This is a genomic window from Methanobrevibacter smithii ATCC 35061, assembly GCF_000016525.1.
Lineage (GTDB): Archaea > Methanobacteriota > Methanobacteria > Methanobacteriales > Methanobacteriaceae > Methanocatella > Methanocatella smithii.
The window spans coordinates 1,454,505-1,473,570 of sequence record NC_009515.1 but is presented as its reverse complement, the minus strand read 5'-3'; the positions used below and the strand labels follow the sequence as shown (position 1 = coordinate 1,473,570).

Here is a 19,066-nt window from a genome sequence, read left to right as displayed (position 1 = left end):
GGTGAAATTAAATATGGTAAATAAAAAAGCGATTAAACTAATAAACAACGAAGAATATGAAAAGGCAAACCAGCTTTCATTTATATTATTTCAAAAAAAGAACATGAAAGAATTTTTAGAAATCAATAATTTGCTTCTGGAAAAAAATTACATACCTGCACTTCCTCTAAGAGGTTATTACCACCTAATTGAAGACGCATATCATGACAACAATGATTATGGTGAAAAATACTTCAATAAATATTTGGAAGAACGGCCAGACTCAACATCCATTCGTTTTCAAAAAGCTATTGCATCATCTGCAAAAGGAAATGAAGAAGAATCCAAACAAATTATTGACAATCTTATTGAGAATTATCATGAAAGTCCATACAGTGATGAACTAATCACCTGTGAGTCAAAAGAAAAGCTTTGCGAACTTAAACTAATTTACACTTTCGAAAAGGAATCAGACGAAAATTGCCTGAATTATGCAAATAAACTGCTTGGCGAATATCCCGACAGCATTTTAGCCATGCTAATAAAAGCCAAATTATTATGTAAAAATAATGAAAATCAGGAAGCTTTGAAACTAGTTAACAAATGCCTGAAAAAAGAAAGGGTTATTGAAGGGGTTCTTATAAAAGGAGACATTTACATTAATTTAAACCAACACGAAAAAGCTATTAAATGCTTCGATATTGGAATAAAATCATTAAGTGGAAGTAAAGAATACCTAAGTATTGAATGGTATCACAAAAAAGCTCTATCATTAATTCAATTGCAGAAATACGAAGAGGCAATGAAATGTTTAAATAAAACAATGGACATAATCCTTGCTATAGAAATTCGTGCCGATTTAAATGAAGAGGGAATAAAATTATTGAAAGATTGTGAAAAAGAAAAGCAGGAACTACTTAATATGGGCATAGCTGATCTTAAATATAGCAAACACACAATTAATTTAAGCAAATTAGTTTATATTTTTTTAGCTCTGGCTATTTTAGTTAATTTTCTGCCTGTTAATGGCACAGTTAAATTAGCTGCAAATATAATATTTTTAATTACTGCTGTAGCTTCACTAGCTAAACAGATTTATGAATCACGTTTTTAGGTAAATTAAAAAAAGGAAGTAAATGCAATGAAACAGACTATAACCAATCCGAACGAAGTTGACTGGCTTAAATATTGGCAAGAAGCACTCAAACAAAAGACAGACAAAAACAAAGACTGGGATAAAGCAGCTCCCCATTTTCATAAAAGAGCTAAAAAAGATGATTATCATGATTTATTATTCTCAAAGCTTATTTTAAATGAAAATGACAGTCTTTTAGATTTAGGCTGTGGTGAAGGGTCAATTACCCTACCTATAGCTAAACAAGTTAGAAAAGTAACAGGTGTTGATTCATCAACTAAAATGTTGGAACTATTAAACCAAAGAGCTCAAGAACAAAATATCAAAAACGTGGACACTATTTTAAAATCCTTAGAGGATATTAGTTATGAAGAAATTGGAGATTATGATGTCGTACTTGCTTCAAGGTCATTAAATGGAATAATCCCAATTGAAGAAACTCTTAAAACAATAAATGAAATAGCTAACAAATATGTTTTTATCACTTTATTTGGTCCTGAAAATTGGAAAATAGAAAAAGAATTCAATGAATACATCGGAAAAGAAAATAAGCCGTTTCCAGAGTATAATTATATGTTTAATATACTCTACAACATGGGGATTTATGCCAATATAGAACGCCTGGACATTAAAGCATATAGAGAATACAGCAGCATTGAAGAAGCTATGGACAACGGTAAATTTAGGCTGGATTTACTTAATGATGATGAAAAAGCACAATTGAGAAAATACCTTAATGAAATTCTTAAAAAAGATTCTGAAACAGGAAAATTATACAATAAAAAAGATAAAGCTGACTGGATTTTAATTTGGTGGAAAAAGTAGTTATTTATAATTTTCACATTATAAATAACCCTAATTACACAAATCTTTTCAGCAATCAAAAAAGTAAAATAAATGATTTTAATCAGATTTAATCATAGTTAAAATCATTTTATATGGCATATTAACAGCTTGAAGAGCATGAGGCTCATTAGCTGGCATAATAATCATTTCACCTTTTTTTACAATATTTTTATTACCTGAAATAGTTATTTCTGCTTCACCATCAATTACTTGAACCATAGCATCAAATGGTGCAGAGTGTTCACTTAAGCCTTGACCTTTGTCAAATGCAAAAAATGTTACTGTTCCAAGCTCTTTTTTGATTACTTCCCTACTAACTACCGTATCTTTTTGATAATCAACCAAATTTTCAATGTTTAAAGATTTAGCTTTAATATCTTCGCTCATTTTATTCGCCCATTATTTTTTTAATATCTTCAATCGGATCACCAATTGGTGTTAGATTATATGTATTTACTAGGTAATTAAGTATGTCTTCATTTGCCCATGCAGGTAACACAGGTCCAATAAGCATATCTGTTTTGCCCAGATATAATAAACTCCATAAAATAGCTGCTGCTTTTTGTTCCATCCAACTTAAAACAATAGTAAGTGGTAATTCATTTAATCCAACTCCAAATAAGTCACATAATGCAAGTGCAATATCTACTGCAACAATTGCATCATTACATTGACCTAAATCTATAAGTCTTGGTACTCCTTCAATATCTCCCAAATCCAAATCATTGAATTTGAATTTACCACAGGCTAATGTCAGTACAACAACATCTTCAGGTAAGTTTTGTACAAATTCTCTGTAGTAGTTAGATTTAGGGAATGGTCCATCACATCCTCCTACTAAGAAGAATCTTTTGATTTTACCTGCTTCAACCAATTCTTTAATCTTATCAGCAAGTGAAAGCACTGTAGATGCTCCAAATCCTGTAGTGATTGTTGTTAATTCTTCAGCATCTAAACCACCTAATTCAATAGCCTTGTCAATAACTGGTTTGAAGTCGTAATTTTCTACTACTGGAGTATCCGGTAATTTAGCTACATCCATAGTGAAAATTCTGTCTGCATATTCATCTTTTGGAAGCAGTACACAGTTGCTTGTTGCTACAATAGCTGCATTATATTTAGAGAATATGTCTTTTTGGTCAAACCATGCTCCTCCAAGCTGACCTGCTAAATTTTCATATTTTCTAAGTTCAGGATAACCATGTGCAGGCAACATTTCAGAGTGAGTATAAACTTTTACATCAGTTCCTTCAGTCTGTTTTAACAATTCATCTAATGCTTTCAAATCATGACCTGTAACAATTATTGCTGGACCTTCCTGTGCACCTACTTTTACTTCTGCAGGTTCCGGCTCACCATAATGGTCAATATGTGCTTGTTTAAGCATTTTCATTACTTTAACATTGGCTTCACCAGCTTCCAGTCCCAAATTAATCAAGTCTTCAGCATCAAAATTAACATTAGTTAATGTGGAATACAATCCTTTAGTTAAGAATTCATCAACATCAGAGTCTTTAACTCCCAAAACGTTTGCATTATAATTGTATGCACTCATTCCTTTTAAAGCAAAAATCAAATTATCCTGTAATCTAGCTACAGTTGGTTCTTTGCCACAAACTCCACGTACAGTGCATCCGGTACCTTTTGCAGTTTGTGAACATTGATAACAAAACATATCTACCATAATAACCACCTCATTATTTATTATAATAACAGTTGATTTAATCCATTATAAAGATTTTGTAACTTGTTAAGGGTGAAAAGTAAGTTATATTAATGGATAAAACAAAATAATTACTATGAAACAGGAAGACATCAACTTATTAAAACAATTGGGGCTAACCACATACGAAGCTAAAGCATATATTACATTAAGTTCACTAATTCAGGCCACAGCTGATGAAATAAGTGACAAATCAGATATACCAAGATCCAAAATATATGATGTCTTAAAAAGATTAAATTCAAAAGACTACATCAAAATAGAAAGTGGACGGCCCTTAACATATCATGTAAATCCTCCGATTAATGTATTGAAAAGGGAAAAAGAAAAATTTATCAGAAGAATTAATAAAACCGGCGAAAATCTGAATACATTATATGAAAAGAAAATATCTGAAGTTGAAGCTCCAATTTGGAGAATAAGTGGCCTGGACAATATAATCGATAAAGAACTGGAAATCATCAGACAGTCTAAAAAAACAATAAATATGAGAATAGGATTTTTACTTCAGGACGAAGGATCCAAATTAGTTTATGAACTTCTTTTAAAATCTGAAAATGTTAAAATAAACCTTATGGTTTCACCTTACTGCCGGATATCCTACAAAGAATTTAATATTTCCAAATTAGTTAATCAGAAAAATGTAAATGTCTATACAACGGATATTCCTTATGTTAAACTGTTAATATCTGATTCAAAAGAAATGATGCATATATATTCAAAATTTTCAAAGGAAAATGGTGAAATACTTCCAAATACTGCTATCGGAATCTGGAACCAGTACGAAGAAATAGCAAACAACTATAATGAAAGATTTGAAAATCAGCTAAAAAAAATAGCTAATAATAATGTGAAACAGTAAGTAAAAATAAACCTGCTAAAAACACTATTATTAAAGTTAAAAATAAATCATCCCTATTTTCAAATTTCTCATGTTTTATATTTACTATTAAAGGAATTAACGGAAGCATTGGAACAAAATATCTTGTTTGAATTCCGACAATGTAACTTGCACCAACAGGAGTCCATGTACAGTATAAAATACCGAATATTGAAAAGTACACAAGTAAAACAATAGCAGTTAATATTAGCCTTCTTTTTCTGGACAGATTTAATTCATACTGATATCCAACAGAAAATACAGCAAAAAAGACCAGATAAATTGCATTAAATAAAATCAACCCTTTAAAATCTGCAAAATGATAAAATGTTGAATTGACAACAAATACATCAAATACAGATTTGACTGCAAACAACATCAAAGTACCAATAGCTGTAGGATTACCCATAATATATTCCATCTGGGCGGTAAATGATGCATTACGGCTATTCAATACATAATCTGTAGTGTGTTGACTAGCACCAATAAACTGATTAAAAAAATTTCCAAAATACATTATTACAATTACAAAAACTGCAAATGTGACAATTGCAGAATATTTCTGAAGTTTTGCAGATGGAAAATTCTCCTTAGGAACAGCAAATATACTCAAAGCTAAAAAGACATAAGGTGGCTTTATTAAACTCATCAGCAAACATGCTATGAAAAATATGGCCAAATCTTTAGTTTCAAACTTATTTTTATACATGTAGACAAAATAAGCAAACATCACTATAGCACAGCCAAATATAAATGCATCATAACTAAATGATGAAGCTTGGGAAACTGCAATCGGCAAACAAGCCATAAACAGCAATGGCATCTTATAAACAGGAGCTTTTTTAATTGCAAAATAAACAAAACCTCCATACAATAATAAATTAGCCAGTCTTCCTAACCATAATGTCCATATAACAGACAAATCCAGACATTTAGCTATTAAAATTCCCAAAGCCGAAAATAAATAAGAATAAAATGGAGTGTTTGTAGATGCCGGCCAATAACCCCATGAATCATTTATAGGCTTATTAAAATCATACATAATAACTGTTGTTCCTGCTTTTGCCTGATTCATTTCAAAAAAATAATCCTGAATATAATAACCGTTAGGGGTTTTTACAGGGTATAAAACACCTTCAGTTATAGATTCTGCACGTGCAAAATGAATAGCTTCATCTGGAAATGACATTGGAGGTGCAAAAAATACCATCAGCAACCCAAAAAGAATAATAATTACAAAAGCAACTTTATGAGGTTCTTTTTTATGTTTAATACCATACAATATGCCAAAACTTCCAAAAACCAAAAGAATAGCTAAACCTATTAACTCCCCTTTAAAGTAAATGAAGTTATCCCGGCAAAACATTGAAAATACAAAAAACAAAATCCCCGCCAAATAAATTAAAATAAATTTTTTATTGGTTGTGAGGGTTTGTTTATACTCTGAAATAATGTCTCGTGCAGAATTAAAGTTCATATATTAATATTAATATGATGTAGTATAAATATTGTTAGTTTAACGGTAATTAATCAAACTTTACTAAAAGTCAAGAGAAATACCACCCAAGTCCCATCAGAGATTTAAGAATATCTGTTTAAATGTTTATTGAATATAAAAAGAATTAAAACTATTTTAAAATTGTTTTATTTAAAAAAAAACAGCATAAAATATTTAAATATATAAAATAAATCAGTTAATCAAAAAAAGAAAGAAATAGGATTTGAAATCCCAAATGAATTTAAGAATGCCTTTCAAGTACAAAATCTGCAAGGTCAAAAAGCATCTGTTTACTTTCAGAATCAGGCAATATTTCGAGTAGTTTTTTAGCAGAAGTTACATTTTCTAATGCAACATTTTTAGCATATTCAATAGCCCCATATTTATTGAATAAATCAAGAGCCACATCTATATCTTCCTGTGAATTATTATCATCTTTTAAGATTTCTAATAATTTTTTATTGTCTTCACCCTCAGAAGCAGCTAAAGCCTTAATAGCTATAATGGTCATTTTACCTTTAGCTATGTCACTTCCAATAGGTTTACCTAATGTTTCTTCATCACTAGCTAAATCTAAATAATCATCCTGAATTTGGAAAGCAAGACCAATTAATCTTCCGTAATCATACATTGCATCGATTACTTCCTGATTGGCTCCACCCATAATGGCTCCAGCTTTGGAAGCAGCAGCTATTAATGCACCGGTCTTTTTAAAGATCATGTCCAAATATTCTTCTTCAGATACATCATACCTATCTTCAAAACTCATATCGGAAGCCTGACCTTCACAAATTTTAACACAAGCATCAGCTACAGTAGCTAATGTCTGGCTTAACTGAGTCGGTGTATTTTTTTCAGGGTCTGAATTCATAATTATTTCAAAAGCTTTTGAAAATAAAGTATCTCCAGCTAAAATAGCTACATTTTCATCCCAAACTTTATGTACTGCAGGTTTTCCTCTTCTCATATCATCGTCATCCATGATATCATCATGAATAAGTGAAAATGTATGGATAAGTTCAATAGCTGCAGCAGATTTCAATGAATTATCCCTAGATCCGCCAACTGCTTCAGAAGTAATTAAAGTTAAAGCTGGTCTAAGCATTTTACCTCCAGCTTTAGTTAAATAAATTGAAGCTTCTTGAAGATTGTTTGGAACTATGCAAGATAATTCTTCTTCTATTGTTTTACTAATATCAACGGAATAATTTCCCAATTCTTCTATTACATCCATGCTAATTTCCTCCATGTGCACGTTCATTTTCAAAAACTTGTGCTTGTGAATTTCTTAATATATGAACATTATAACCAATTCTGTAACCTTCCTCTTCAGCTAATTCTCCGTAAGCAGCAAGCATTGATAAATCTCCGTGAGCCGGAATAATATGCTGTGGTTTTAACATACGTAAGAATTCCCTGTGGTCTTCTCTTCCAGCATGCCCTGAAACATGGGCATTTGAATAAATTCTTGCACCTTTTGACCTTAATTTACTTTCCATAATATGCCTGTTAGCAGCATTTGTTGGATTTGGAATAATCGGTGCAGAAATAATAACATTATCTCCCTCTTTAATATTGAATGGAGTTCTGTTACTGGCTATTCTAGGAAGCAATGCATCTGGTTCCCCTTGGTGTCCAGTAGTTACAAGCAAATATTTTTCTCTGTCTTCATCAGCTCTCATTAAAGCTTTATTAACTGCTTTTGGGCTTCCATAAATACTTGCATTTTTAGGTAATTTTAAAATACCCTGTTTTTGTGCAATGCCACAGAACCTTTCCATGGATCTTCCAAGGAAATAAATTTCCCTGTGGCTTTTTTTAGCAATGTCTGCAATAGCCTGAACCCTTTCAATATGAGAAGCAAAAGTAGTAACAATCATACCTTTTTTCTCATATAACGGTCCGTGCATTACATCTTCCAAAATATTTCTTGCAATTCTTTCAGAATAAGTTTTAACTTCCTCTGTATTTTTTGCATTAGTAGTTTCTACAATAAGAGTAAGAACTCCTTTCCTACCTAATTCCCTTAATCTTTTATAATCAGGTGGTGGAGATACTTTTTGATGATTATCAAATTTAAAATCAAGTGCATAAACAATAATTCCTTCAGGAGTATGTAAAACCGGAAAAACTGCTTGCGGAATACTGTGTGTTGATTGAACAAATTCCAAAGTAATATTTTTAGACAGCTTCATTTTACTTCCGGGGTTTAAAGGTCTGATTGGATTATTTACTTTAAATTTACGTTCCCCTTTAATTTGTTTTTCAACAAGTGCAGTTGTATATGGAGTTCCAATTAATGGAGCATCATATCTGTGAGCCAATTTAGCTACTGCACCAATATGGTCCAAGTGACCGTGAGAGAAGATTATTCCTTTTACTTTACCGTCAACATCTTTCATTAAAGTGTCATCCGGAATAATTCCCCTTTCAATTAAATCTAGACTGTGCATCCTATCAATATCAGTATCTTCGTGAATATTGATCCTGTCCAAGTGTATTCCCATATCAAAAATGATAACATCTTCGCCAATCTTGACAGCAGTCATGTTCTTCCCGACTTCTTCATATCCGCCAATTGCGATTACTTCAACACTCATATGTTTTTATCTCCTTGAATATTTCTTTGTGTTAATTCCTCTTTCATTAAGCCATTCTCTTGTTTTTCCACTTATAACCAAGTTTGAATTTTTGAGTTCTTCGATATTATTTGCGCCAACTAAAAACATAGCTATTCTTAGAGAATCATTGAATCTGTCAATGAATGTAGTTAATTGTTCTTCAGAAACAGAGTGTTTTAAAAATGGTAATGCCATACCTACACTATCAGCTCCAAGAGCAATAGCTTTTGCAGCTTCAAGACCTGATCTGATACCTCCTGATGAAACAACCGGAACATCTACCGCATCAGCAACTTCTACTGTACTGATAGCTGTTGGAATTCCCCAGTCCCAAAATGTTTCACCTAAATACCTGTCTTCAGCTCTGTAAGTCTCAACAGCAGCCCAGCTTGTTCCTCCTGCACCTTCAATATCAATATAACTAACGCCGGCATCAACCAATTGTTTTGCCATTTCAGCAGATATTCCGCAGCCGGTTTCTTTAGCCATAACAGGAATATCAACTCTTTTAGTTATCTGATTTATTGAATCAAGATAACCTCTTGCATCCAAATCTCCTTCAGGCTGTATTGATTCCTGAAGAGGATTTAAATGAATAGCTAAAATATCTGCATCTAAAATTTCAACAGCTTTATCAGCCAAATCCAATTGAGGTGCTCCAATATTACCAACAAGCAAACAATCAGGAGCATTTTTTCTAACAACAGTATATGTATCTGCAAGTTCAGGATGTTCAATAGCAGCTCTCTGACTGCCAACACCTAAAGCAATATTTTTACTTTCTGCGGCAATAGCCAATTGTTTGTTAATGGCTTTTGCAGCAGGATGTCCTCCAGTAATAGCAGTTATAAATAAAGGAGAATCTAATTTTTTACCAAAAACAGAAGTTGATAAATCAATTTCGTTTTTATCAATTTCCGGAAGTGCTTTGTGGATTAATTCAACATCTTCGAAACCAGTTTTTTTATTTTTAAATTCAACATCATAATTTTTACAAATTAATAGATGCTCTAATTTTCTATCTGAAATCATGTTTTTATTATCCCCTTGAAATAACAGTTCCCTTTACTTGATCATTATTTAAAGCTTTGAAAATATTATTTTCAATTTCAGCATTTATTATTTTAGATTCTATTCCCAAATCTGCCAAATATAAAAGCTCTTTAATCTTACCGACCATTCCGCCAGTAACATCAATATTGGTAGTTCCTTCTAAGGTATCCAAATCTTCAAGTGAAGAAAATTTATCAAAGAAAACCGCATCATCATGGGTTTTAGGATTTTTATTATAAACTCCGTCAACATCAGTTCCTAAAATAACCTTATCCGGATTAAGATTTTTAGCTAAATATTGAATAATCTGATCACCAGAAATAACACAGATTTCCAAATCATTATCTAAAACAACATCCCCATAAATAACTGGAATAAATCCTTTATTTAAATATCTTTTAAAGCTATCTAAATCGCCTTCAGTTATTCTTTTATTAGTAGCTACCATAAAACTTGAAGCCGGAACAGCTACAACAGGCAAATCTTCTTTTATAAATTCATCACAAATAAGCATGTTTAATCTTTTAACTGCATTTTGTGTTTTAGAAAATCCTATTCTTTTTTGAGGATATTCATCTTTGTCAAAAGGTTCTCCAATTTTATATTCTTTAGCTGGAGGGTGGCCAAATGATCCTGCACCATGAACAATTATTATTTCCTTAGAATCATTATCAAGTGAGGATTTAATTTCCTTTGCAATCCTTGACAAGTTTTTCTCATCAATTTCGCTTTCAGCAGCATCCTTATTTGTTAAGATACTTCCTCCAATTTTTAAAATAATCATATAAATCACTTGTAAACCCTTGAAGAAACACCTTTTCTGGTAAATCTTATTTTTAAAACATTATCTTCTGCAGCAATTCCGCGGGCAACTTCATCTACACTATTTGGACAAAGTGCTATAATACTTCCTCCACCACCAGCTCCTGTGATTTTAGAACCAATAGCACCACATTCCCTAGCAGTATAAACCATACGGGACAATTCTAAAGTATTTACTCCTAAAACATCCAAAAATCCATGATTCAGGTTCATTAACTCCCCTATTTTATCAAAATCACGTTTCAATATAGCTTGTTTGGCATAGTTAGTTAACTGTCCCATTGCACTAATAACAGGATTGATAATTTTCGGATTTCTGTTTTTTAAGAGTCTGACATCCTTAACCATTTTGCCAGTATTGCCATGTTTATTTGTATATCCTACAACAAACGGCGCATTGAAGTTAACCTTGAAATGCTCCACTTTCTTATTTCTGGACAAATAAACAAGCCCACCATAAGTGGAAACCAATGTATCCAACGGACTGGCTATTCCCTGAACTGCCTGTTCAACCATATGTGCATCATGAGCTAAAGATTTCTTGTTGAATCTTATATTGTGAAATCTGTACAGTGCAGCAAGTGTAGCTACTGTAACTGCAGCAGATGAACCAAGCCCAGAGCCAATAGGAATATTTGAAGATAATTTCATCACAATTGGACTGTGATCGTGAACTTTATTAAGAGCTTCTAAAATATATCGAATAATACCTGGCTTTCCTCTTTTTAAATTATATTTTTTATGTTTAGTATCTAACTCAGCTTCAAAATTCAAATCATAAGACTTTAAAATAGATTTATCCGTCTTTGATTCAGTAATTTCAACATATGCCCTTTTATTAACTGCTCCTGCAATCGCAGGTTCATCATAAACAACAGAATGTTCACCAAACAAAATAGTTTTTGCTGGAGCAGAAGCTAAAGCCCTCATATAAACACACCTTATTTAAAAATACCTGAAGCATAACCTACAACGGAACTTAAATCACCAGATATATCTCCACTGGTTTTATAAGCCAGTATTTCAGATGTGTTTTTCCCACACATCTTTGAAAGTATCATTGTAGTCATAACCGGACCATAACCGCACATAGTAATGTTATACTGAATAATTTCTTCTAAAAGTTTAAATTCATCCATATTTTCAATATCTTCCAAAACAAACCCATCAACTTTATTAGCTCTCTCCTGAGTATTGAAATGGGATAAATCACTGCTAGCTATAACACAGTAGGATTTATCTAATTTTTCACCAGCTTTTAAAATAGCTGCCGCCAAATCATTTGCTGCTGAAATTGTTTGTGAACCCAGTACAACAGGAACTATTTTGAAATCATTGGAAAAATACTGTAAAAACGGAAGCTGAACCTCTATACTATGTTCTCTCATATGGGCTGCAAAATCAGCTGATGCAAAATCTGAAAAAGAAATTAAAGTATCTGCAAATTCTTCATCAACCTGAATGTTTCCAAGAGGAGTTATCCATTCTCCTTTGTTGAAAACTGAAACTTCACTGCCCAGACCAGTATGGTTCGGACCAATTATTATAAAAACTTCAGGAAAACCATTTTTAGCTAATTCACAATAGCTATGAGCAGCTATTGTTCCAGAATATTGAAAACCTGCATGCGGAACCATAACATTAACTGGATAATCATTACCCTCAAAAGATTCAATGTCTGGGATTTTACCTGGGCCGAAAGAGTGTAAAAAACAATCTTCAATAGTTTTTACAAGCTCTTCGGAATCATCCGGATAAAACATTCCAGCAACTGCAGGTTTTCTTAACATAAAACTCACTTAAAATTTAAGTTCAAAGTCAGTAGCTTCAATATCTAAGTCACCATCTTCAGGAATGGTACCTCTTTCCCTTAAGATTTGTCTAGCAAGTAACCAGTAAACTAAAGCAATAGCTTTTCTACCTTTGTTGTTTACAGGAATAGCAATATCAACAAAACTGAGTAAGTTTTCAGTATCACATAATGCAATTACAGGAATTCCGTTTTGTTTAGATTCAAGAACTGCTTGTGCATCGGACCTTGGGTCAGTTACTACAATAATTTTTGGTTCAATGAATTTTGCATAAGTTGGATTAGTTAAGGTTCCAGGAATGAATCTGCCAGGAATGGTTTTTGCACCGGTAACTTCACCGAATTTTTTAACAGGAGCTTGACCGTATTGTCTGGTAGCTACTACTAAAATATCTTCTGGGTCGTATCTTGCTAAGAGTTTAGCAATTTGTCTAATTCTTTCATCAGTTTTTTGAATATCTAATACATATAAACCATCAGATCTTACTCTGAATATGTATTTTTCCATATCGCTGGTTTTTTGTTGGGTTCCGATATGTAAACCTGCTGCTAAGTAGTTATCTAATTCAATTAAAAGTTCGGACATAATTAATCACCTTAATTTAATAATATATTTTAATAATTTTTTTTAAATAAATTTAATCATCATCTTCAACATTGACACATTCTTCAGGACAGACATCCATACAAACTTCACAGAAACTGCAGTCTTCAGGATCTACAATTTCAACTTTGTCCCCTTCAAGAACTAAAACTTCCATTGGGCAAACGTCAACACATTCTGCACAATCAATACCTTTACACTTATCATAATTAATAGTTACAATAGGCATATCCAAATCTCCAATAAGCTTGTCTAAAATTCACCCATTTTTGGATTAGGAAGTTCTTCTTCAATACGGATGAGCTCGTTTAATTTAGCTATTCTTTCTCCACCGATAGCTCCGGTTTTAATCATAGGAGAACCGAAACCAACAGCCAAATGAGCAATAGTTGCATCAGTAGTTTCACCAGACCTGTGGGAAACAACAGGTACAATATCATTTTCTTTAGCTAATTTTACAGTAGCATAAGTTTCAGATAAAGAACCTATTTGATTTGGTTTAATAATGATTGCATTAGCCGCATTCATTTCAATACCTTTAGCTAAAATTTCTTTGTTAGTTACGAATAAATCGTCACCACAAATAAGACATTTGTCTCCAACTTTAGAAGTTAATTGAGCAAATCCGTCAAAATCAGACTCGTCAAATGGGTCTTCTACATAAAACATGTTGTAAGTTTCAATAATGTCTTTTACAAAGTCAATTTGATCTCCAGTATCTCTTTTGATACCATCTTGAGCATAAATATATTTCTGTTCATCTGCATTCCATAATTCAGAAGCAGCCATATCTAAGGAAGGTCTGATTTCAATACCAAGTTCATCACCAACTTCTTCACATGCCTGAGCTTGAATTTCCAAAGCAGCATCATTAGTAATGTTAGGTACCCATCCACCTTCGTCTCCTTTTCCACCAGTGAAATTGGAGTCTTTGGTTTGGATTAATTCTTTTAATCTTTTGTGAACACTTGAATTTGCAAATACTGCTTCAACCATATTTTTTGCACCGACAGGAACTACTAAAAATTCCTGAATATCTGGTGCATTAACTCCTGCATGTGCTCCACCATTCATCATATTTCCGAGAGGGAAAGGTAATTCATTTACTAAGTTTCCTCCTAAAAATTTGTATAACGGCATGTTATATGATGCAGCAGCTGCTTTAGCTACAGCCATGGAAACAGCTACAGTAGTGTTACCACCAATAGCTGAAAGATTGTCAGTTCCATCGACTTCTCTTAAAACTTCATCAATAGTAGCTATATCTTCAGCATCCATTCCAATAAGTTCAGAAGCGATAATGTCTTCAATTTCACTTACAATTACGTCCACTCCACCTTCAGGGAATGATACTACTTCTCTTGAACCAGTACTTGCCCCACTTGGTGCAGCAGCTCTACCAAACCCGTTCCAAGTAATTACATCTACTTCAACAGTTGGGTTTCCTCTGCTGTCCAAAATCTTACGAACCTGGACATCTTCTATTATACTATCCAAAAAAAACACCTCAGTGTCAATTAATTTATTACCATATAACCTATACTCATAAAAAATTAGTAAATTTCTTTATAGAGTTATGTTGGTATTTTTTATTTTTTTTAAATAATTTAATAATGAAATAAATAGAATAAACTATTTATTCATCATATCTTATTACATCTAATGGTAAAACTCCAGCTTTGAGTTCTTCATAAGCTATATCAATAGGATCCAATGAGTCACCAATCTCCACTAATGGTTTAGCACCCATTGAAATCTGAATTGCTCTAGCTCCAAGAAGTCTAGCTCTTTCAAACCTTGTTAAATTTTCTGTAGTCATGAATATTACTTCCATTTTTTAGGTATTACCGTTTACCAAGATTAATTTTATAAGTAAAAATATATCCCTACAACTTGTAAAAACCTATTCCCATGTTTCAACATGAGAAATTAACATTCTTCTACAACAATATCTGTTTAAGCCTAAGTCATCTAAGATATCTTTTGATTTTTCACCGGCAGCTAATCTTTTATTATATTCATCAAAGTAAGCTGATACTGGTTTTCCACAACTTAAGCATCTTATAGGAATCATTTATATCATCTTTTTAATTTTTTAAATAAAAATTATAAAATTACAGAAAAATTATCTGTAACTTTTTTGTTTACGTGCTCTTGCTCCAGGACCACCATATTTTTTAGGTTCTGAACGTCTTGGGTCACCTACTAACATAGTTCTGTCGTAGTGTATGAATTTATCTTTTAAATTCATATCTTGAGACCATTGTACAAGTCCTTTAGCAATTACCATACGTGCAGCTTCAGCTTGACCCATTACTCCTCCACCAACAACATGGATGTTAATATCCACTTCATTAGCTAAATCTCCAGCTAAGGTTAATGGTTCTTGTAATTTTAAGTTAGCGAGTTCTGGGGAGTAAAGTTCTAAAGGAACTCTGTTTATTCTTACTTTACCAGTACCTTCTTGAACAGTACCTCTTGCGATAGCTGTTTTACGTTTTCCACTTGTATGAATAACTTTAACCATAATCACACACCCACTTATCTAAAAGGTAGCTCCTAAAAGTTTAGAAACTTCACCTAATTCAATACCTTTTTTAAGGTTGTTGTACTCTGCTTCAGGAACTGCAACAAGATCAGCATCAGCATATTCTTCAGGTACACCAACATATGCTTTTAAACCTTTGAAAGCAACTCTACCTTTAGATTTTTTATAAGGTAACATTCCTCTTACAGTTCTTCTGAATATATCGTCTGGTCTTCTAGGATATTTAGGACCTAAATCACGAGGGTTAGAGATACTTGCTCTGTCTACTCTTTGTTTGTATTTTGCATAAGCCCAATCCTTATTACCAGTAATCATAATCTTTTCAGCATTAAGAATTACTACTTCTTCGCCTTCTAAGAGATTTTTACTAGTTACACTAGCTAATCTTCCTAAAACGCATCCTTCTCCGTCAATAATCATAATAACAACACATCCATCTTATTCCATGATTCTAATGTTGCTTCCTTTTGGATTAGATTCCATTATATCATCAATTGAGACACATTCTCCACCAGCACTTTCAATTTTTTCTTGTGCTTTTTGTGAGAATTTAAATGCTGCAACATTTACTTTTTCTGTTAAATCACCGTTAGATAATACTTTTCCAGGTACTAAAACAGTTTCATCAGCATTTGCATACCTTGCAATATCTGATAAATTAACTTCTGCAGTTCTTCTGTTAGACCTTCCAAGTCTATTAGCAACATCTTTCCAAATAGCTGCATTTTCTGTTTTTGATTTTTTATTAAGTTTATTAATAAGTTCAATAAGGTTAGGATTTGTTTTGATAATTTTCTTAACCATTATTTACTTCCTCCTTCACTAAATCTGATAAACTTATCTGCTTTTTCACCTAATTCATCGCAAGCTTGCAATAAAACTTCTTTAGGAGGCATTGATCCATCAGTTTCTATTCTAAATATAAAATCATTTTCATGATATCCTACATTGATGTAGCTTTCATCTTTTCCTTCAGATTGTGCATTTCTAATTGAAGCTCTTACACAGCTTTTACACATAGCACAGTCTTCAATGTCTAAAATCTTAATCTCTTTGGATCTTTTATCAGATTTTAAAACACCTCTTGGGCATGCATCAGCACATTCATAATCAATTCCCACATCCTCATTAAAAGTGATTTCAGGATATTGTTTATAAACACATACAGTAGTTGGCATCCATTTAGCATGTTCTTTTCCATATCCAACTTTTGCAACTGCTTCAATATTGAGTTTTTCGCCTTCTTTAAGTTTTACTAAAGGAATGGTATCATATACTGGTTTAATTTTTGAGTCTGAAGATATTAAATCCTTAGAATAAACAACTTTAGGTCCTTCTTCTTTTAAAGAAAACATGACACTATTGTTTTCCTCGTAATCATCATCACCAGGTAAAGGTAAACCTTCAATTGCATCCATGTTAGAAACTAAAGGAGTTAAACCAAGCCTATGAGCAAGTACCTCATTAAACATAGCTGAATCATTTCTCATGATATTTACATCTTCAATAGCTATTTTAGGTACATTTACCATTGCACACCTTCTAATAGCATTAATAAAAGGTACTTCTGCATCACGGACAATGAAAACAATTTCATCATCTGTTTGACTTTTAACTTCTATCTCCATATTAAACCCTTCTTAGACTCTTCTTCCTCTTTTACCACCAGGTCTTCCAGTACCGTCGTGAGGAATAGGAGTGATATCTTCTATTTTACCAATTTTAATTCCAGCTCTTGCTAAAGCACGAATAGTAGCTTGTGCACCAGGTCCTGGACTTCTGTGTCCGTTTCCACCAGGAGCTCTTACTCTAATATGTAAGCCAACAAATCCTTTTTCTTTAGCATCATCAGCTATTCTAGTTGCTGCAGCCATAGCTGCGAAAGGTGAAGCTTGTTGTCTATCTGCACGAACAACTTTACCACCTGACCATTGGGAAATGGTTTCAGCACCAGTAATATCTGTTACAGTAATAATAGTGTTATTGTATGATGAGTAAATATTAGCTATACCCCATTTTTCATCTTTTGCCATAATTACACCCTTTATTCCTCAGTAGCTTTTTCATTTTTGTTTTTATTGTACTCTTCAATCTGTTTAGCTACAGGTGATGATGGATAAAATCCAATTTCATCTTCTTGGCCTTTTAATACAACATAACTTGGTGAATTGATTTTTTTACCGTTTAAAGTTATGTGACCATGTACAACAAACATTCTAGCTTCTTTAGGAGTACGAGCTAAACCTTTTTTGTAAACAATAGTTTGTAATCTTCTTCTTAAGATATCTTCAACAGTTAAGTTTAAGACTTCTTCAAGTGCTGCACCTTCAGGCAAAACACCGGTTCTAGCTAAGTGTCCTAATAATTCTAATTTTTCATCTTGCATTTGGTCCATATCGAACCCGAGTAGGTATCTTGCTTCCCTACTGTATCTTCTAACTAAAGTATCAGCTTTCCAAATTTCTTTTTTGTTTTTTAAGCCGTATTTAGTCATCAATTTATTTTCATTTTTGATTCTTTCTGCATTCCAAGGATGTGGCGGTGTATTATACTTTTTCCTTGATTTTCTAGGTTGTCCCATTAAAACATCTCCTTTATAAAAATAATTAAATTAATACTATCATTGTAAAAAAATTATTGAGTAATATTAATTATAAAAAAAGTTCTCATGCTTATGAACGTTTTACACCAACTGAAGAACTGTTCCTGAAAGTAGATTTAGTTCTTTGACCTCTAACAGGTAAACCTGCTTCGTGTCTTCTACCTTTGTAACTTCTGGTTTTCTTCATTCTGTTTAAATCATCTCTTAAAGTCATGTCAAGATCTGATTCAATTAAATGAATATTTTCACCAGTTTCATAGTCTTCCCTACGGTTTAACATCCAATTAGGAATATTAAATTTCTGTGGGTTTTCTAAAATTTCTTCAATTTTTAAAACATCTTCATCAGCGATATAACCGATTTGAGCTTCAGAATCTAAATCTAAAGTACGGCACATAGTTGTGGATAAAGATATTCCAACACCTTTGATTTCGGTTAAAGCTTGTTCAATGGTTTTATTACCATCTACATCCTTTCTAGAAATACGCACCAAGTGCTTAAAGTCGTCTTCCATTAAATAACCTCCATTTATAGAGCGAATCTACGAGACGCAAAAGTAATAGATTCAAATGTTTTGATTTCAAAACACAGTTCTTTCAACAATTTAAAACTTAGTATTTACAACTAAGAGTGCAAAATATCAGTTTAACAAATAATTTAATAATCGTGAAAAAAATAATTAAAAAATCGTATGTTAAAAACTAATAAACGCCGAGACTGGGATTTGAACCCAGGAGGGAAAAGCTCCCACGAGATTTCCAGTCTCGCGCCTTACCAGGCTAGACTATCTCGGCATTATTGCTTAAAATAGCTCCAAGTATAATAAAAAATACTTAGCCTATCATGTTAAACACTAATTAACATGATAACAATATATTTAATTTTCTACCTATATAAAGGTATTGATTTTTTTAAGTTAAAATAAGATTAATAATAGCATATCTA

The 19,066-nt window shown here is 32.4% G+C and carries 24 protein-coding genes and 1 tRNA gene; 3 read left to right on the top strand and 22 right to left on the bottom strand.

What is annotated here, in order from left to right; genetic code table 11:
- The first annotated feature begins 13 nt into the window (after positions 1–13).
- Together MSM_RS07290 and MSM_RS07285 are read left to right on the top strand one after the other, a co-directional pair.
- Positions 14–1,093, top strand: a complete 1,080-nt coding sequence (locus MSM_RS07290; protein ID WP_011954514.1) for a tetratricopeptide repeat protein — start codon at positions 14–16, stop codon at positions 1,091–1,093.
- Positions 1,094–1,120: 27 nt separating this feature from the next.
- Entirely contained in the window at positions 1,121–1,939 is an 819-nt protein-coding gene (locus tag MSM_RS07285; RefSeq protein WP_011954513.1) for a class I SAM-dependent methyltransferase, read from the top strand.
- A 78-nt stretch (positions 1,940–2,017) separates the two neighbouring features.
- Here MSM_RS07285 and MSM_RS07280 read toward each other — a convergent pair whose 3' ends face one another.
- Positions 2,018–2,347 carry a cupin domain-containing protein gene (locus MSM_RS07280; protein WP_004033310.1) on the bottom strand — a complete coding sequence of 110 codons (330 nt, stop codon included), beginning with the start codon at positions 2,345–2,347 and terminating at the stop codon, positions 2,018–2,020.
- 1 nt (position 2,348) lies between these two features.
- Complete coding sequence (hcp, locus tag MSM_RS07275) at positions 2,349–3,644, bottom strand: hydroxylamine reductase (RefSeq protein ID WP_011954512.1); 1,296 nt, start codon at positions 3,642–3,644, stop codon at positions 2,349–2,351.
- A gap of 115 nt (positions 3,645–3,759) precedes the next feature.
- On the opposite strand from hcp, the gene MSM_RS07270 reads away from it, so the two are divergent.
- On the top strand, positions 3,760–4,545 hold the full coding sequence (locus tag MSM_RS07270; protein ID WP_011954511.1) for a TrmB family transcriptional regulator: 786 nt from the start codon (positions 3,760–3,762) through the stop codon (positions 4,543–4,545).
- Here the strand turns inward: MSM_RS07270 and MSM_RS07265 are convergent.
- The 20 genes from MSM_RS07265 to MSM_RS07170 all read right to left on the bottom strand — a co-directional run bounded on the left by MSM_RS07265 (position 4,523) and on the right by MSM_RS07170 (position 18,915).
- On the bottom strand, positions 4,523–5,929 hold the full coding sequence (locus MSM_RS07265; protein WP_048058641.1) for a DUF2142 domain-containing protein: 1,407 nt from the start codon (positions 5,927–5,929) through the stop codon (positions 4,523–4,525). The two genes, MSM_RS07270 and MSM_RS07265, sit on opposite strands and share 23 nt — an antisense overlap.
- A 373-nt stretch (positions 5,930–6,302) precedes the next feature.
- Positions 6,303–7,295: a short chain isoprenyl diphosphate synthase IdsA gene (gene idsA / locus MSM_RS07260; RefSeq protein WP_011954509.1), complete on the bottom strand. Its 993-nt coding sequence runs from the start codon at positions 7,293–7,295 to the stop codon at positions 6,303–6,305.
- Between the two features lies 1 nt (position 7,296).
- Entirely contained in the window at positions 7,297–8,661 is a 1,365-nt protein-coding gene (locus MSM_RS07255) for an RNase J family beta-CASP ribonuclease (protein ID WP_004033300.1), read from the bottom strand.
- A 6-nt stretch (positions 8,662–8,667) separates the two neighbouring features.
- Positions 8,668–9,714: a type 2 isopentenyl-diphosphate Delta-isomerase gene (gene fni / locus MSM_RS07250; RefSeq protein ID WP_011954508.1), complete on the bottom strand. Its 1,047-nt coding sequence runs from the start codon at positions 9,712–9,714 to the stop codon at positions 8,668–8,670.
- Positions 9,715–9,721: 7 nt separating this feature from the next.
- Positions 9,722–10,519 (bottom strand): isopentenyl phosphate kinase, encoded by a 798-nt coding sequence (locus MSM_RS07245; protein ID WP_004033295.1) that lies wholly within the window; start codon positions 10,517–10,519, stop codon positions 9,722–9,724.
- Between the two features lie 5 nt (positions 10,520–10,524).
- Positions 10,525–11,487: a mevalonate kinase gene (gene mvk / locus MSM_RS07240; RefSeq protein WP_004033293.1), complete on the bottom strand. Its 963-nt coding sequence runs from the start codon at positions 11,485–11,487 to the stop codon at positions 10,525–10,527.
- Between the two features lie 11 nt (positions 11,488–11,498).
- Positions 11,499–12,347 (bottom strand): AmmeMemoRadiSam system protein B, encoded by an 849-nt coding sequence (gene amrB / locus MSM_RS07235; RefSeq protein ID WP_011954507.1) that lies wholly within the window; start codon positions 12,345–12,347, stop codon positions 11,499–11,501.
- Positions 12,348–12,356: 9 nt separating this feature from the next.
- Complete coding sequence (rpsB, locus tag MSM_RS07230; protein WP_004033290.1) at positions 12,357–12,953, bottom strand: 30S ribosomal protein S2; 597 nt, start codon at positions 12,951–12,953, stop codon at positions 12,357–12,359.
- A 52-nt stretch (positions 12,954–13,005) separates the two neighbouring features.
- Positions 13,006–13,200 (bottom strand): 4Fe-4S dicluster domain-containing protein, encoded by a 195-nt coding sequence (locus MSM_RS07225; RefSeq protein ID WP_004033287.1) that lies wholly within the window; start codon positions 13,198–13,200, stop codon positions 13,006–13,008.
- 23 nt (positions 13,201–13,223) lie between these two features.
- The gene (gene eno / locus MSM_RS07220; RefSeq protein ID WP_019262796.1) at positions 13,224–14,468 is read right to left on the bottom strand and encodes a phosphopyruvate hydratase; all 1,245 of its coding nucleotides are present in this window, start codon (positions 14,466–14,468) and stop codon (positions 13,224–13,226) included.
- Between the two features lie 139 nt (positions 14,469–14,607).
- A complete protein-coding gene (locus MSM_RS07215; RefSeq protein ID WP_004033277.1) occupies positions 14,608–14,805 on the bottom strand; it encodes a DNA-directed RNA polymerase subunit K in 198 nt (65 codons plus the stop codon).
- 69 nt (positions 14,806–14,874) lie between these two features.
- Entirely contained in the window at positions 14,875–15,045 is a 171-nt protein-coding gene (locus MSM_RS07210; RefSeq protein WP_004033275.1) for a DNA-directed RNA polymerase subunit N, read from the bottom strand.
- Positions 15,046–15,096: 51 nt separating this feature from the next.
- Positions 15,097–15,498, bottom strand: coding sequence for a 30S ribosomal protein S9 (locus MSM_RS07205; protein ID WP_004033272.1), 402 nt, complete (start codon positions 15,496–15,498; stop codon positions 15,097–15,099).
- Between the two features lie 18 nt (positions 15,499–15,516).
- On the bottom strand, positions 15,517–15,939 hold the full coding sequence (locus tag MSM_RS07200; RefSeq protein ID WP_004033270.1) for a 50S ribosomal protein L13: 423 nt from the start codon (positions 15,937–15,939) through the stop codon (positions 15,517–15,519).
- Positions 15,940–15,957: 18 nt separating this feature from the next.
- Positions 15,958–16,323 (bottom strand): 50S ribosomal protein L18e, encoded by a 366-nt coding sequence (locus MSM_RS07195; RefSeq protein WP_004033268.1) that lies wholly within the window; start codon positions 16,321–16,323, stop codon positions 15,958–15,960.
- Positions 16,323–17,147, bottom strand: a complete 825-nt coding sequence (locus MSM_RS07190) for a DNA-directed RNA polymerase subunit D (RefSeq protein WP_004033266.1) — start codon at positions 17,145–17,147, stop codon at positions 16,323–16,325. Before MSM_RS07190 ends, MSM_RS07195 begins: the two co-directional genes overlap by 1 nt.
- Positions 17,148–17,159: 12 nt before the next feature.
- Entirely contained in the window at positions 17,160–17,552 is a 393-nt protein-coding gene (locus tag MSM_RS07185) for a 30S ribosomal protein S11 (protein ID WP_004033264.1), read from the bottom strand.
- An 11-nt stretch (positions 17,553–17,563) separates the two neighbouring features.
- The gene (locus MSM_RS07180; RefSeq protein WP_004033262.1) at positions 17,564–18,100 is read right to left on the bottom strand and encodes a 30S ribosomal protein S4; all 537 of its coding nucleotides are present in this window, start codon (positions 18,098–18,100) and stop codon (positions 17,564–17,566) included.
- Positions 18,101–18,191: 91 nt separating this feature from the next.
- Positions 18,192–18,635 (bottom strand): 30S ribosomal protein S13, encoded by a 444-nt coding sequence (locus MSM_RS07175; protein WP_004033260.1) that lies wholly within the window; start codon positions 18,633–18,635, stop codon positions 18,192–18,194.
- Between the two features lie 195 nt (positions 18,636–18,830).
- Positions 18,831–18,915, bottom strand: a tRNA-Ser gene (locus MSM_RS07170).
- Positions 18,916–19,066: the final 151 nt, after the last annotated feature.